Source organism: Nocardiopsis sp. NPDC007018, from assembly GCF_040635075.1.
Lineage (GTDB): Bacteria > Actinomycetota > Actinomycetes > Streptosporangiales > Streptosporangiaceae > Nocardiopsis.
In genome coordinates this window covers 1-13,407 of the sequence record NZ_JBEYHA010000085.1, presented here as the reverse complement: position 1 = coordinate 13,407, position 13,407 = coordinate 1, and the positions used below count along the sequence as shown (strand labels likewise).

Annotated in this window: 13 protein-coding genes and 1 pseudogene; 11 read left to right on the top strand and 3 right to left on the bottom strand. The window is 73.1% G+C overall.

Annotated features, from left to right (window positions below; translation table 11 throughout):
• On the bottom strand, positions 1-1,385 hold a 1,385-nt coding region (locus ABZ635_RS26245), incomplete at its 3' end, for a trehalase-like domain-containing protein (RefSeq protein WP_357769815.1).
• A 409-nt stretch (positions 1,386-1,794) separates the two neighbouring features.
• Entirely contained in the window at positions 1,795-2,511 is a 717-nt protein-coding gene (locus ABZ635_RS26240; RefSeq protein WP_357769813.1) for a methyltransferase domain-containing protein, read from the bottom strand.
• A gap of 248 nt (positions 2,512-2,759) precedes the next feature.
• On the opposite strand from ABZ635_RS26240, the gene ABZ635_RS26235 reads away from it, so the two are divergent.
• The 3 genes from ABZ635_RS26235 (at position 2,760) to hisG (ending at position 4,902) form a co-directional block, all read left to right on the top strand.
• Positions 2,760-3,596 (top strand): SDR family NAD(P)-dependent oxidoreductase, encoded by an 837-nt coding sequence (locus ABZ635_RS26235; protein ID WP_357769811.1) that lies wholly within the window; start codon positions 2,760-2,762, stop codon positions 3,594-3,596.
• A 99-nt stretch (positions 3,597-3,695) separates the two neighbouring features.
• Positions 3,696-3,959, top strand: a complete 264-nt coding sequence (locus ABZ635_RS26230) for a phosphoribosyl-ATP diphosphatase (protein ID WP_017546893.1) — start codon at positions 3,696-3,698, stop codon at positions 3,957-3,959.
• 88 nt (positions 3,960-4,047) lie between these two features.
• Entirely contained in the window at positions 4,048-4,902 is an 855-nt protein-coding gene (gene hisG, locus ABZ635_RS26225; RefSeq protein WP_357769809.1) for an ATP phosphoribosyltransferase, read from the top strand.
• 89 nt (positions 4,903-4,991) lie between these two features.
• Here hisG and ABZ635_RS26220 read toward each other — a convergent pair.
• Positions 4,992-6,477, bottom strand: a pseudogene (locus ABZ635_RS26220) (cellulase family glycosylhydrolase).
• A gap of 97 nt (positions 6,478-6,574) precedes the next feature.
• Between ABZ635_RS26220 and ABZ635_RS26215 the strand changes: the two are divergent.
• The 8 genes from ABZ635_RS26215 to ABZ635_RS26180 all read left to right on the top strand — a co-directional run.
• Positions 6,575-7,141 carry a hypothetical protein gene (locus ABZ635_RS26215; protein ID WP_357769807.1) on the top strand — a complete coding sequence of 189 codons (567 nt, stop codon included), beginning with the start codon at positions 6,575-6,577 and terminating at the stop codon, positions 7,139-7,141.
• Between the two features lie 277 nt (positions 7,142-7,418).
• On the top strand, positions 7,419-7,982 hold the full coding sequence (locus tag ABZ635_RS26210) for a sigma-70 family RNA polymerase sigma factor (protein ID WP_357769805.1): 564 nt from the start codon (positions 7,419-7,421) through the stop codon (positions 7,980-7,982).
• Positions 7,975-8,766 carry a hypothetical protein gene (locus ABZ635_RS26205; protein ID WP_357769803.1) on the top strand — a complete coding sequence of 264 codons (792 nt, stop codon included), beginning with the start codon at positions 7,975-7,977 and terminating at the stop codon, positions 8,764-8,766. Before ABZ635_RS26210 ends, ABZ635_RS26205 begins: the two co-directional genes overlap by 8 nt.
• Before the next feature lie 200 nt (positions 8,767-8,966).
• Positions 8,967-9,581, top strand: a complete 615-nt coding sequence (locus ABZ635_RS26200; protein ID WP_357769802.1) for a hypothetical protein — start codon at positions 8,967-8,969, stop codon at positions 9,579-9,581.
• Positions 9,578-10,342, top strand: a complete 765-nt coding sequence (locus ABZ635_RS26195; protein ID WP_357769800.1) for a hypothetical protein — start codon at positions 9,578-9,580, stop codon at positions 10,340-10,342. The genes ABZ635_RS26200 and ABZ635_RS26195 overlap by 4 nt, the downstream gene beginning before the upstream one ends.
• 10 nt (positions 10,343-10,352) lie before the next feature.
• The gene (locus tag ABZ635_RS26190; RefSeq protein ID WP_357769798.1) at positions 10,353-11,225 is read left to right on the top strand and encodes an ATP-binding cassette domain-containing protein; all 873 of its coding nucleotides are present in this window, start codon (positions 10,353-10,355) and stop codon (positions 11,223-11,225) included.
• Positions 11,222-12,001 carry an ATP-binding cassette domain-containing protein gene (locus tag ABZ635_RS26185; RefSeq protein WP_357769796.1) on the top strand — a complete coding sequence of 260 codons (780 nt, stop codon included), beginning with the start codon at positions 11,222-11,224 and terminating at the stop codon, positions 11,999-12,001. Before ABZ635_RS26190 ends, ABZ635_RS26185 begins: the two co-directional genes overlap by 4 nt.
• Positions 11,998-13,407, top strand: a 1,410-nt coding sequence (locus tag ABZ635_RS26180; protein ID WP_357769793.1) for a hypothetical protein, incomplete at its 3' end; no start/stop codon positions are given. The genes ABZ635_RS26185 and ABZ635_RS26180, both read left to right, overlap by 4 nt.

The window sequence follows — 13,407 nt, the reverse complement described above, 5'->3', positions numbered from 1 at the left end:
ACCCCGCCGATCTCCTCGGGAAGCGAGGTCGTCGCGGCGGCCATCACACCACCGGTCGGGGTGCACAGACCCCGCAACGTCAACGCCGAACGGGCCGCGAGGACGTTCTCGGTACGGGGGAGGTCGAGGTCGCGGACCCAGGAGGACCAGTGCAGGCCCGCCCGCTCCTGGCGTTCGGCCTCGGTGCCCTCCTCGGCTGCCAGGGAGTCGGTGCCGCAGCGCAGCTCCAGCACCACGGGGCGCTCGGACCTCGGGTGCACGGTGGCGCGGGCGACGTCGTCGGTGCCGTCGTGGTCCACGCTCCACTCCACGCCGGGGGAGCGCAGGACCATGGGGAACTCCGCGCCCTGGACGCGCAGGCCCTCGGGCTCCACGGTGATGCGGATGGGGGCGCGGCCGAAGTCGGGGCGGGGCGCGAACTCGACCGTGGCGGGGGTGACGCCGCTGATCACCCGGACCAGGTCGGTGCGGCCCGGCCCGGTGTCGTGGGAGAGGTAGTCGGTGACCTCCAGGCGGGACCAGCGGGTGCGTACGGTCATCGTGCCCGGCAGGTAGCGCTGGCCCAAGGGCAGGCCGCCGTGGGCGGGCGCGATCGCGAACACCCCGGCCTGGCGGCCGCCCAACACCTCGGCGAACAGGGCGTTGGAGTCCGGTTCGGGGTGGCAGAACCACAGCAGACGCGCGTCCGGGCCCAGGAGCGCCACCGACGCCTGGTTGGACAGCATCGACATGCGCTCGATCGGTGTCGGGCGCTCGCCGAACACCCACGAGCGGCGCTCGGTGGCCAGGAGGGACAGCAGGGTCGCCGCCGCGGGGGTGCTGGGCACGCTGTGCGCGGCCGCCGTGCTCTCCTCGCCGACCCGCACGCCCGCGTCGGCGCCGGTGTTGAGGTTGACGAACACCGGCTCCTCGCCGTCGCCGCCGCCGATGTAGAGGATCGCGGTGGCGTCGACCTGCTCGCGCAGGAGTTCGAGGGCGGCGGACTTGTCGGCGGGCGGGGCGTCGGGGCCGGTCCCGGGGTGATGGGGGTCGATGGTGAGGTCGGTGTCGAACTCGGTCCCGTAGGCGCCCACCAGGCGGACCTCGGCGGGCAGCCGGGAGAGCGCGGCCAGATCGCGCAGGGGGCGTGCGGAGACCACCGCGCACACGGTGCCGGGCAGGTCGGCCAGGTCGCGCAGGGCGCGGACCGCCTCAGGGAGCGGTCCCCGCTGGTTGGCGTCGACCGGGGTCAGGGCGCCGTCGTAGTCACAGGCCACGAGCAGGCGCGAGGTGCGGGCGAGGGCGGAGACCCGCTGTCTGACGTCGAGGGGAAGGGCCTCCGGCGTCGTGTCCGTGGGTCCCTGCGGGGCCGCCGGAGCCGCCTTGACCACCTGGGTGAGCGTCACGTTGCCTCCTCCACCGGTCCATTACCGACCTGGGAAATAGGTGAGATGTAGGACTCCGCGCGCACGCGTCCGGATCACAGGGTTCTGTCATGGAGAACGTAGTCCCGGGAACGCGGGGCACGCGATGGACTTCGCGGGCCTTGGAGCAGACCTAAAGAACATTTGGCATTCAAACGGATAAACAGGGCATCCGTGCTGTTCTGTAAAAGATCAGGTGCCTCAGAAGTCAACGCGAGACTACCCGCGCCTCGCACGTGCGCGTGCACGCGCTCGTGGAGGTGTAGACCACTCAATCTGCCCATACGTATACAAGACGGACCCCGCCCTCGGGTCGTGGAAACGGGTCCACGGCCGGGGGACGGGGTGCGGGGATACGGGTACTGGGAGGTGGGGGCGGCGAAGCGCCGGGTCAGGAGCTCGACGACTCCCACTCCGGCTTGCGCAGGTGGTGCACCCACGCGGGCGGGATGTTGGCGAACACCTTCTCCGAACCGATTCCGTAACGGTCCAGCCAGTCCTGCACCACCCAGCTGGTCCGCGCCTGGCGCAGGTAGTCCTCCCGGCGGGCGATCACCGCCTTGACCTCCTTCGTGTACAGGTACCCGTAGAAGGAGAGGGTCCCCCCGGGGCGCAGCACGCTGAAGTAGTAGTCGAGGATGCCGCGCACCGTGTCGGCGGTGAAGTTCGCGAACGGCAGACCGGACACGATGACGTCGTAGGTGCGGTCGGTGCCCATCTCGTCCACCAGGCACGCGTGCACCTCGGCGGCGTCGGCGATCTGGGACATCACCGGGTCGGTCTCCAACAGGCGCTCGACGTACGACGCGAACTCCGGGTTGGCCTCCACGAGGTCCACGGTGTCGCCGGGGCGCATCGCGGCGGCGATCCCGCGGCTGATCGCACCGGTCCCGGCACCCGCCTCCAGGATGCGCAACGGCTCGTCGGGATCGGGTCGGTGGCGGATGTGCTCGGCCATGGCGTGGGCCAGGGCGCTGCTGCTGGGCACGATGGAACCCGTCGCATGGAAGGTGCGCAACGCCTGGCTGAAGAAGAGTCTGGTGTCACGCAGACGCTCCTCCAGCCGGAGGGCGGCCAGGGGTCCGGTGGGGCTCTGGGTCTCGGACATGGGTTGAACGCTAACGCCTCACCGCGCCCCAGGGGAGTCCGCGCGGCCGTTTGTCGGGGAAACACCGCGTGTCCATCGCCACCGGCCGATCGGGAACCCTCCCGTCTCACCCGCTCCACACGCCACCTTCGCACCGCGTTCCCCAGCCCACAACCCACGACCCACCAGCCCCAGCACCAGCGACACGAGCGCCCCGGCGGGGCCGCCCGTCCGGAGGCGCGGCGACGGCACGCCCTACGCTGAGGGGCATGAGCGACGACTCCACCGCCTCCGAACCCGCGACCGCCGCCCCCGCGAGGACCGCGCTGGTCACCGGCGCCTCCAGCGGGATCGGCGAGGAGTACGCCCGCCGCCTGGCCCAGCGCGGATACGGGCTCGTCGTGGTCGCGCGCCGCCGCGCGCTCCTGGACGAGCTCGCCGACGACGTCCGGGCGCGCTACGGGGGCACCGTCGAGGTCCTGCCCGCCGACCTCGGCACCGCCGAGGGGCTCACCGCCGTCACCGCCCGGCTGTCCGAGGACGGCACCGGGGGCTCCGCCCCCGTCGACCTGCTCGTCAACAACGCCGGTCGCGGCGACGGCGGCACGTTCGCCGAACAGGACCCCGGCGAGATCGACGCCATGATCGACCTCAACGTCCGCGCCGCCCTGCACCTGGCCCGCGCCGTCCTACCGGTGCAGATCGCCCGCCGCGCCGACGGATTCGAGGGACCGCTCGGCGTGGTGAACGTCGCCTCGATGGCCGGGGAGGTCCCCGCCAACCCGGGTGGTTCCGTCTACGGTGCGGGCAAGAAGTTCCTGACCGTGTGGAGCGAGAGCGTGGCCGCCGAGGTGCGCCGGCACGGCGTCCACGTCACCGTGGTGCAACCCGGCTTCGTGCGCACCGACATGACCCGGGGCGTGCAGGAACAGGGCATGCCCGAGTTCGCGTTCGTGTCCAAGGAGCAGGTCGTGCGCGACTCCCTGGTCGCCTGGGCCGCCGGGCGGTCGGCGGTCGTCCCCGGGGCCCAGTACAAGCTGGCGGACGGCGTCCTGCGGCTGCTGCCCCGCCCGCTGATCCGCGCCGTCGCCCGCCGGATGGCCTGACCAGGGTCTCTCACCATGTGGGACATTCGGTCCCCGGTTGGTCACCGGGTGTCGGTTGCGCCTACCCTGGTACCGCACTGTCGGTCGAGGAAAGAGACCATGAAGACCTTCGAAGAGCTGTTCGCCGAGCTGTCCGAGAAGGCACGCTCCCGCCCCGAGGGGTCCGGGACCGTCGCCCAACTCGACGCCGGCGTCCATGCCATCGGCAAGAAGGTCGTCGAGGAGGCCGCTGAGGTCTGGATGGCCGCCGAGTACGAGTCGGACGAAGACGCCGCCGAAGAGATCTCGCAGCTCCTCTACCACCTCCAGGTCCTGATGCTGGCCCGCGGCCTGCGGCTCGAGGACGTCTACAAGCATCTGTAGGCCGGTGTCGCGCGCCCCTCACCGGGCGCCGGCGCGCCGGCCCACCGGACGTCCCCGAACCACACCCGAGCCGAACCAAGGAACCGTCATGCCCGACATGCTCCGTATCGCCGTGCCCAACAAGGGCCAGCTGTCCGAACCCGCCGTCCAGATGCTGGGCGAGGCCGGGTACCGGCAGCGCAAGAGCAGCCGCGACCTCGTGCTGGTCGACCCCGACAACAACACCGAGTTCTTCTTCCTGCGCCCCAAGGACATCGCCGTCTACGTGGGCGAGGGCATCCTCCAGGCCGGGATCACCGGCCGCGACATGCTGCTGGACTCCGGCGCCCCGGTGGACGAGGTCCTGCCGCTGGGCTTCGGCGGCTCCACGTTCCGCTTCGCCGCACCCGACGGCGGCGGGATGGACGTCTCCGACCTCGACGGCAAGCGGATCGCCACCTCCTTCGACGGTCTGCTCCGCGCCTACCTGGAGGAGCGCGGCATCGACGCCCGCGTCATCCACCTCGACGGCGCGGTGGAGAGCTCGGTGCAGCTCGGCGTGGCCGACGCGGTGGCCGACGTCGTCTCCACCGGCACCACCCTGCGCAACGCGGGCATGGAGACCTTCGGCGACCCGATCCTGGTCTCCGAGGCCGTGGTCATCCGCCCCACCAACGCCCCCGAGGACCGGCAGATCGACCAGCTGCTGCGCCGCCTGCGCGGCGTCCTCGTGGCCCGCGACTACGTGATGATGGACTACGACGTGCACGCCGAGAACCTGGAGGCGGCGGTGGCGCTCACTCCGGGCATGGAGGGGCCGACGGTCTCCCCGCTGCACCGTGAGGGCTGGGTGGCGGTCCGCTCGATGGTGCCGCGCAAGGAGGCCCAGCGCATCATGGACGACCTCTGGCAGCTGGGCGCCCGCGCCATCCTGGTCACGGACATCTACGCCTGCCGCCTCTGACCGTCCCGGTCGGGGGCGTCCGCCCCCGGCCGCCCGGGGCCCGCCTGGCGATCGGCGCGGGTCACCGGGAGCCCCGCCCCCGGTGGTGCTCAGTCGGGCACGACGGTCAGGACGGTCTCGTCGCCGTCCTCGGCGACCGTGACGGTGACGTGCAGGACCCTGCGTTCGGCGTCCCACCGCGACGTCCATCCGCCGTCCCCGGCCGGGGTGTCCACAGTCAGCCCGAACCCCTCTCCGGGACCGTCTCCGAAGGCGTCTTCGGGCAGGTACAGCTCGGTGGCCCCGGACACTTCGGCGCTCTCCTCGTAGCGCACCGTCAGAGCGCCGCTGGCACCGTCGGTTCCCCACTCCCGGGGCCGGCCCGCCACCGCGCGGGGGTAGGCGCGGTTCATCACGTGCGCCAGGGGCCCGGGGGTGAGTTCCTCCCCCTCGGCACGGTCCTCCCAGGGGCCCCAGCCGTCGTGGTCGTTGGACCAGTAGACGCGCCCCGCCGCCATCGACTCGGTCTCCTCCAGCATCCGGGCCACGAACTCCGGGGCGCCCGCCCCGGACATGTCCAGGCCGAACTCGCCCAGCACGACGGGCGCCTCCAGGCGCTCGCCCACCACCCGGACGTTGCGCGACCACAGGTCGACGCTGGCGTCGACCTGTCTCCTGGCCTCCCCCTCGTACGGCTGGCCGAGGTCCATGGGCAGGGCGTACATGTGCGGTGCGTACACGATCCGGGGGTCCCCCTCGCGGGGGTCGTCCAGGTGCGGCAGGAACGAGGGCAGGCCCCAGTTCACGCCCACGGCCTGCCCCTCCACGAAGATCCACGTGTCCTGGTCGGCCTCCCGGACACGGGCGATGGACCGGCGGTAGAGCTCGGCGAGGGGGCCCGCCTCGAAGTCGGCGCCTTGGAGGCTACCGCCGAAGGGTTCGTTCATGAGGTCGTAGCCGAGGACGGCGGGGTGCCCGGCGAACCGCTCGGCCACGTGCCCCCCAGGCGTCGGCGTAGGCGTCCATCAGCCCGGGGTGCTCGCCGGTGGTGCCCCAGAAGTGGTCGAAGGCGCGCACGACGCCGGGCTCCAGGTAGACCAGCTCCCACATCTCCCGGCTCTCCACCCGCAGCCCGTCGTTGTGGGTGGCCCACTCGGGGGCGCCGTTGCCGGAGTGCTCCTCGGGGCTGGTGTAGCGGCCGTACAGGTCCTGGTGCATGTCGATCAGCACGTGGTACCCCCGGTCTGCGTACCACTCGACGCGTTCGGCGACGGCGTCCAGGTACTCCTCGTCGTAGACGCCCTCCTCCGGTTCCACGGCCTGCCACTGGACGAGGAAGCGGACGACGTTGGTGCCCATGGTGTCGTACTCGGCCTGGACGTCGTCCTCGGTGATCCAGGGCAGCCGGTCGGGGGCGCCCTTGGCGGAGCCGGAGGTGTTGAGGCCGTGGAGGAAGAGCGCCCGGCCCTGGTCGTCGGTGAGGTAGCGGGTGGGTCCGGGTTCGTGCCGGGTGGCCGTGGCGGCGACGCCGCCGGCCACCAGTACGAGCACGGCCAGGACGGCCGTGGAGAGCCCGCGCTTGCCGGTGCGCCGCAATCTCGCTCCTGGGGAGGTGTGCCGAGTACTCGGAGGGGGTGCGCAGGAGTCACTCCGGGGAAGAGCGCCCTGTGATGATGAGAGCTGGATCACTATCATGCAAAAGGTGAATGATATTCGCAATAGCCCCCCGACCTTCACCCTCCGCCCCCTCGTCCTCCCGGCCGCCGCCGGGATCGCGACCCTCGTTCCCTGCCTGCTCTTCGCCAACCCCGCGTTCCTCACCTGGCTGGGGTCCCGCGCCGCCTGGCTCACACTGCCCACTTCCCTGGGCGTGCCCTTCGCCTTCCCCCGGCTCGGCCTCTCCGCCGTCGTCGGCCAGCCCGACTGGCACCTGACCACCGAGCTCCTGGGCGTCGTCGTTCTCGCCTCCGTCACGGGCTGGTGGGTCCACCGGGCGTCGCGTGCCCGCCCCGGAGCCAACTCCTGGCGCGTCCTGCTCTCCGCCTGGGCCGGGGTGCTGCTGGGCCTGGCCCTGGCCAACGCCCTGCGCGCGAGCGCCGCCGTCCTGGCCGTGGGCGCCGGGCCGGTGGCCCTGTTCTCCTACGCGCTCGCCGGAGCGTTCACCGGGACGGTGTGGGCACTCTGCCTGGGCTGGGTGTGCGCGGTGCCCGCGGCGCTGGTCCACCGGTTCACCCCGCGCCCGCCGACGCGACCGGCCTGACGCCCGCACCCGCGCACACCCGTGAACCCTCTCGACCCGGCTCGCTGCCAACGGGTTGAGGGAGGGGCGTCGGTACCTCGGGCCAGCCAGGGCGGAGACACCGGTTCGGCGCGCGCCCGAGAACGACTGCGGTCTGTCGCCCGAACAGGTGAACCTCGTCGGCCCGGCTCGCTACCAACGGGTTGAGGGAGGGGCCTCGGTGCCCCGACCAGCCAGGCGGGGACACCGGCGCGCCCATGAGCGGAGAACCGGGCGGGGAACAGGGCGGAGGCACGGGTTGGAGCGGTCGGACTCGGACACCACCCCCGACAGCGTGCTGCTGGACCGGGTGGGGCGGGGGGACGAACAGGCCCTCGGGCAGCTCTACTCCCGATACGCCTCCGTGGTGCTCGCCTTCCTCCTGGCCCGCGTCCCCGACCGGGGAGTCGCGGAGGAGGTCGGCGCCGACGTCTGGTTGGCCTGCTGGCGGTCGGCGCCCGCCTTCCGGGGAGACAGCCAGGTGCTCACCTGGCTGCTCGGCATCGCCAAACGCCGGTTGGGGTCGCACACGAGAGGACGCCGCCTGGCCCAGGTCCCACTCGACGAGGAGACCGACACGATCCCGTCCCACGAGGACGGCCCGGCCGACCTCGTGGTGTCGGCGGACGCCACTCGCGCCCTGGTCGACATCCTCCACGCGCTCCCTCCCGACCTCGCGGAGACCGTGACCCTGGCCTGGCTGCACGAACTGCCCTACGACGAGGTCGCGGCGCTGGTCGGAGTTCCGACCGGCACCGTGAAGAGCCGGGTGTCACGGGCCCGGCGAAGGCTGCGCGCCGTACTGAGGAGGCAGGATGCCTGACCGACACGAAGACCGGAACCTCCGGGACGCCCTGCGGGTGTGGGACGCGGAACGCAGACCCCAGGCCCCGCCGTTCACGGCGGTCCTGCGCCGGATCGCCGCCGCGCCCTCCCCGCTGGACCGCCCCCGGTGGCCACTCCTCCACGTCCTCCGGCTGGCCATGGCGCTGGCCCGCGCCCAGCTGCGGATCGTGCCGTGGCTGGTGGTGCCCGCGGCACTGCTGACGGCGGCCCTGGCGGCGCTGGCGGCGCGGGTCCTCGGAGTCGGCCAGGACTCCTCCGTGGTGGTCACGGCGTTCTCCTCCCTCATGCTGGTCGGCGTCGCGGTGACGGTGACGATGGCCCTGTCCACGGCTGGCCCCGACGCACTGTCGCTGAGCACTCCGCTGGGACCACCGGTGGTGGTGATGGCCCGGGTCACGGTGGTCCTCGGCATCGACGCGTCCGCGGGGGTCCTGGCGTCATGGGCCGTCGCGTCGTGGGGGGCGGGCGGCGGGTTCGCCGCCGTGCTCGCGGGGTGGGCGGTGCCGCTCGCGGTGGTGGCCGGTCTGGTGACGTGCGTCGCGCTGTGGACCACCCCCTGGGCCGGGGCCGTCACGGGCCTGCTCCTAGTGCCGTTCGTCAGCCCGCGACCCGAGGTGGAGACCGGGGTGGCCACGGTGGTCGGGCTGCTGTGGGAGATCGCCACACCGACCGCGGCGGTGGTGCTGGGAGCGGGGCTGCTCGCGGCGGCGGCGGCCTCCTCGCACCGGGCGTTGGCCAGCGGCGCCACAGTGACGGCCTGACACCCGACGTCGAGGCTCGCCCGCCCCCGATCCTCGCGTTGACGGGTGGGGACGACGGGATGGGTGGCGGAGGGGTGACGGGTGGAGCCGGCGGAATGGGCGGCGGGGATCGGCGGCGGGTGGCGGTGGGGTCGGGCGTGAACCCGAAGCTCGCCGGACGCTACTCACCCGGTGAACACCATGCGAGGAAGGGGGAGCACGTGACGGGAGCACTGATCAGGGCGCAGGTACGCGCCACCGGTGCGGCGACGACCGCGCCGCCGCTCCTGGCGGGGATCGTGGTGGCCGGTACGCTCCGGGGCGCGGAGCTCGTGCTTCCGGCCGGGTCCGCGGCGCTCCTGGCCCCCTGGCTGGTGTCGGTCCTCGTCCTCTGCGCGGGCCTGTGCGTCGCGGTCGCGATGACCGACGACGGGCTCGTCGAACTGCACGAGTCGACGCTCGTCCCGTTCCGGGCCGTGCGGCTCCTGCGGGCCGGTCTGGTCAACGCGGCAGCCGCCGTCGGCGCCGTCCTCGCGGTGCACGGGTCCGGCCCCTGGCCCCGGGAGGAGGGGTGGACCGCGCTCCTCTCCACGGTCGGTGCCGTCGCCGTCCTCACGGCGGTCGCCTTCTGCGTCTGCGGGTGGTCCGGCACACCGGCGGCCACCGCCCTCGCGGTCGTCGCCGCCTGGTTGCTCCTGACGGTCGCGTGGGACCCGCACGTTCCTTCGCTCCACCTCCAGCGCGGGCTCCCGCTCGCCGTGGCGCTGGTGCCTGCGGTGGTCACCTGGCGACGGCTCCGCGACTCCGAACGCCTCATGACGGGGGCCGTGTCATGATCCTCCTCGCGCTGGCCCGGACACACGCCACCATCGCCCGTCGGCAGTGGGCCCTGTGGATCACCGCGATCCCCCTCACCGCGTTCGCCACGCTGCTCGCCACCGTCTCCCCGCGCCACCCCGGTACCGGGGGAGCTGCTGACCTGGCCTTCACCGGGCAGGTCGTCGCCGTCCTGTGCGGCATCGCCTACGCGGCCGCGTTCACCGGCCTCTTCGCCGCCCCCGGCCGGTCCGGTGTGCGCGAGGTGGAGGCCGCGGCCCCCCTCCCCCCGGTACGGCTGCGCGCGGCACGGCTCCTCGGCACCTGCGCGGTGGCCGTCACCCCGCCCCTGCTCGTGCTGTCGGCCCTGGGCGCCGTCCAGACCAACGCCGACCGACCGTGGTCCCTGCTGGCGGCGGTGGGCGTGACGGTGACGATCGTGGTGCCGGCCGCACTGCTCGCGATGACGCTCTCCGGACTGCTCGGGTCGGTCCTGCCCCGAGCGCTCGGCCGGGTCGCGGCCGTGCTGGCCTGGCTCTACCTGACCCTCTCCACCCCGCTGGCGCCGATCCCGCACCTCAACGGCACCGTTCTGGGGGTCGTCGGGGACCCGGTCGCCTCCGGCTACTTCGGATCGCCGCCCGTGTACGCCCCGGCGGGCCCCCTCGGCCTCGAAGGCACCCCCGTGACGGCCACCGCCTCCCTGCTGTGGCAGGCCCTCCTCGTCATTCTTCTGACCATGGCGGGGTCCGCCCTGGCCCATCGCCCACGGACGTGGTGAAAGGTACGACGTGCACATCTCCCTCGACCGCGTCTCCAAGGACTTCCGGCGCCGCCCCGCCGCCCTCGACAACCTCACCCTCGACCTGCCGACCGGGATGATCGGTCTGCTGGGGGCGAACGGCGCGGGCAAGACGACCCTGATGCGGGTCCTGTGCGGCCTCATCGCACCCACCCGCGGGCGCGTACTCGTCGACGGCCGGGACCTCGCCGGGAGCGGGGCGCGTCGCGCCCTCAAGAAGGTGCTCGGCTACCTGCCGCAGCACATCGAGCCCTACCCGAACCTCACCCCGGTCGAGTTCCTCGACTACGTCGGTGTCCTCAAGGGCGTCGGGGGCTCCCGGGAGCGCCGACGCCAGGCGGTGCGGCTCCTCGAACACGTGGGACTGGCCGAGGACGGGCACCGGCGCATGGGCGGCTTCTCCGGCGGCATGCTCCGCCGCGTCGGCATCGCCCAGGCTCTGGTGGGCGATCCCGCGCTGTTGGTCGTGGACGAACCCACGGCAGGGCTCGACCCCGCCGAGCGGGCGCGGTTCCGGACCCTACTGGCCGGAATGGGGCGGGACCGCACCGTACTCCTGTCCACCCACATCCTCGACGACGTCGCCCAGGCGTGCCCGTACGTGTGCGTGCTCGGCGCCGGGCGCGGACTCTACGACGGGCCCACCGAAGGACTCGTCGACGCCGCCCGGGGGCGCACCTGGCTCACCGGCCACGGCACGGCCCCGCCGCCGGAGGGGGCCGTGGTCGTCAACGCGATCACGGTCGGCTCCGGCACCAGGTACCGGATCGTCACCGACACGCCCCCGCCCGGAGCCCACCCGGTCGAGCCGGGTCTCGAAGACGGCTACATGGCGCTGACCTCGACCAAGGAGAAACGATGACCACCGACCCCCCGACCCCCGCCCCGCCCCCGGAACGGCTCCGTGAGCGCGCCGTGGTCCGCTGTCGCGGGCTGCGCCTGGAACGGGGCGGATCTACCGTCCTGGACGGTCTCGACCTGACCGTCGAGCCGGGACGGGTCCACGCGCTGCTGGGGCGCAACGGCGCGGGCAAGTCCACGACCTTCCGGATGCTCCTCGGGCTCCTACGCCCGGACTCGGGCACGGTGGAGGTCCTGGGCGCGGACCCGGCCGACCGTGTCGGACGCGGGGTACTGGCCCGGGTGGGGGCCAGCATCGACGGCCCGGCGGTCTACGACCATCTCAGCGCGTTCGACAACCTCCTCGTGCACGCCCGGCTCACCGGCACGTCGCGCGGCCGGATCGAGGAGGTGCTCGACGTCGTCGGTCTGGCCGGTACCGGACGCAAGCGGGCCAGGACCTTCTCCACCGGCATGAGGGGCCGACTGGCGTTGGGCGTCGCCATCCTGACCCGCCCCGAGCTGCTCGTGCTGGACGAGCCGCAGAACGGCCTCGACCCCCAGGGCATCGTCGAACTGCGCACCCTGCTGCGCGCCTACGCCGCCGAGGGACGGACGGTCCTGGTCAGCTCGCACCAGCTCGGCGAGGTGGTGCGGCTCGCGGACGACATCTCCGTCCTCGGCGGGGGCAGGTGCCTGTACCGGGGGCCGTTGGCGCGGTTCGCTCCGCCGGAGCGGTTGGAACAGGCCTTCCTCGACCTCACCCTGCCGACCGGGACCCGGGTCGGTGCCCCGTGACGGCGACGTGGCGGACACTGAGCGCGGAGGTCGTGCGCACCCGGGGGTCGGCGGCCGCCCTGTTCCCGGTCGCGGGCCTGGTCATCGCGGCGATCAGCTCCGCCGGCGTGCTCATCACCCCGCAGAGCGGGGAGCGGGCCGCCCTGCTCTGGCAGATGCTCTACGTCACCGGCATGGCGGCGGGGCTGCTCACCCTCCTCGCGGGGATCACCACCGCCCGCGAGGAGAAGGCCCGTGAGGCGGGCACCCCGTGGCGGCCGGTGCGCCCGGGCACCGTCGTTCTCGCCAGGTTCGCCGTCCTCGCCTGCCTGTCGGCGCTGTTCCACGCGCTGGCGTTCTGGACGGTCGCGCCGGTGTCCCTGCTCGCCGGAGCACCCGTCGACACCGCCGGTGTCCTCCTGGCGGGAGCGGTGTGCTGGGCGGCGACCCTGGGAGTACTGGCGGCGGCCTTCGTCGCCACCGAGCGCTGGGGGACGGTTCCGGTGTTCCTCGCCGCGTGGGTCTGGCAGCTGTGCGGAACCCTCGCGGCCGAATCGGCGGCCTGGGTGTTCGTACCACCGACCTGGGCGGTGCGTGCCATGCTTCCGGTGCTCGGGGCCCACCTGAACGCTGTCCCCCTGGCCCCGGGGCATCCGTTGGCCGACGAGTCGCCCGTGCTCGCGCTCGCGTTGTCCGTGGGGCTCATGGTCGTGGTGCTGTTCGTGCGGTTGGTGGTCCCGGCTCCGGGGCGGTCCGGACGGAGCGGCGATCCCCGACCGGTGGGGCGCCGCTCCACGCGTGAGGGGGCCCTTGCCGGGATCGGCGCGACCCTGCGCGGGGGGCCCGTCGTGCCCCTGTGCCTGGGCGCGGCGGCCCTGTGCCTGGTGACGGCGGCCGTCTACCCCGTCGGATACCTGCTCGGGCTGTACACCTTCGCGCTGCTGCCGATCGGGGCGAGCGTCACCGCGGTCCTGTTGTGGGGTCTGCTGGCACCGGGGTGGCGGCTGCTCGTCCCGCGCCGCCCGGGAATGCCCGAGGCGGTCCAGGTCTGGCTGATCCGGTGCGTGGGAGCCATGACGGCGCTCGTGATCGCCCTCTGCCTGATCCCTCCCGTGTTGAGCGGCGGACCGGCCGCGCACACGGTGTCGTCGGAGGTGCTGCGGGCCGGTGCGCTCTGGCTGATCCTCGGTACCGCGTGCGGACTCGGGGCGCTGTGGCTCACCGTCCGCCACGGACCGGGATGGGCGCTCGGGGCGACGTCGGTCGTGGTCGTGGTGAGCGCGACCTTCGGCGGGGACGTCCTCGCCCAGACCTGGATGTGGCTCCTGGGGATGATCGGAGGGCCGCCTGATGATCGCGACCGCGAACATTTCCGTGTCGGTGGTCTGCCTGATCGTTGGGATCATCTGCTGGCTGTCGAAAAGCTG

Coding starts and splice junctions, on each gene's coding strand:
- ABZ635_RS26240 (WP_357769813.1), bottom strand. CDS start 2,511: ATGTCCGAGACCCAGAGCCCCACCGGACCCCTGGCCGCCCTCCGGCTG.
- ABZ635_RS26235 (WP_357769811.1), top strand. CDS start 2,760: ATGAGCGACGACTCCACCGCCTCCGAACCCGCGACCGCCGCCCCCGCG.
- ABZ635_RS26230 (WP_017546893.1), top strand. CDS start 3,696: ATGAAGACCTTCGAAGAGCTGTTCGCCGAGCTGTCCGAGAAGGCACGC.
- hisG (WP_357769809.1), top strand. CDS start 4,048: ATGCCCGACATGCTCCGTATCGCCGTGCCCAACAAGGGCCAGCTGTCC.
- ABZ635_RS26215 (WP_357769807.1), top strand. CDS start 6,575: ATGCAAAAGGTGAATGATATTCGCAATAGCCCCCCGACCTTCACCCTC.
- ABZ635_RS26205 (WP_357769803.1), top strand. CDS start 7,975: ATGCCTGACCGACACGAAGACCGGAACCTCCGGGACGCCCTGCGGGTG.
- ABZ635_RS26195 (WP_357769800.1), top strand. CDS start 9,578: ATGATCCTCCTCGCGCTGGCCCGGACACACGCCACCATCGCCCGTCGG.
- ABZ635_RS26185 (WP_357769796.1), top strand. CDS start 11,222: ATGACCACCGACCCCCCGACCCCCGCCCCGCCCCCGGAACGGCTCCGT.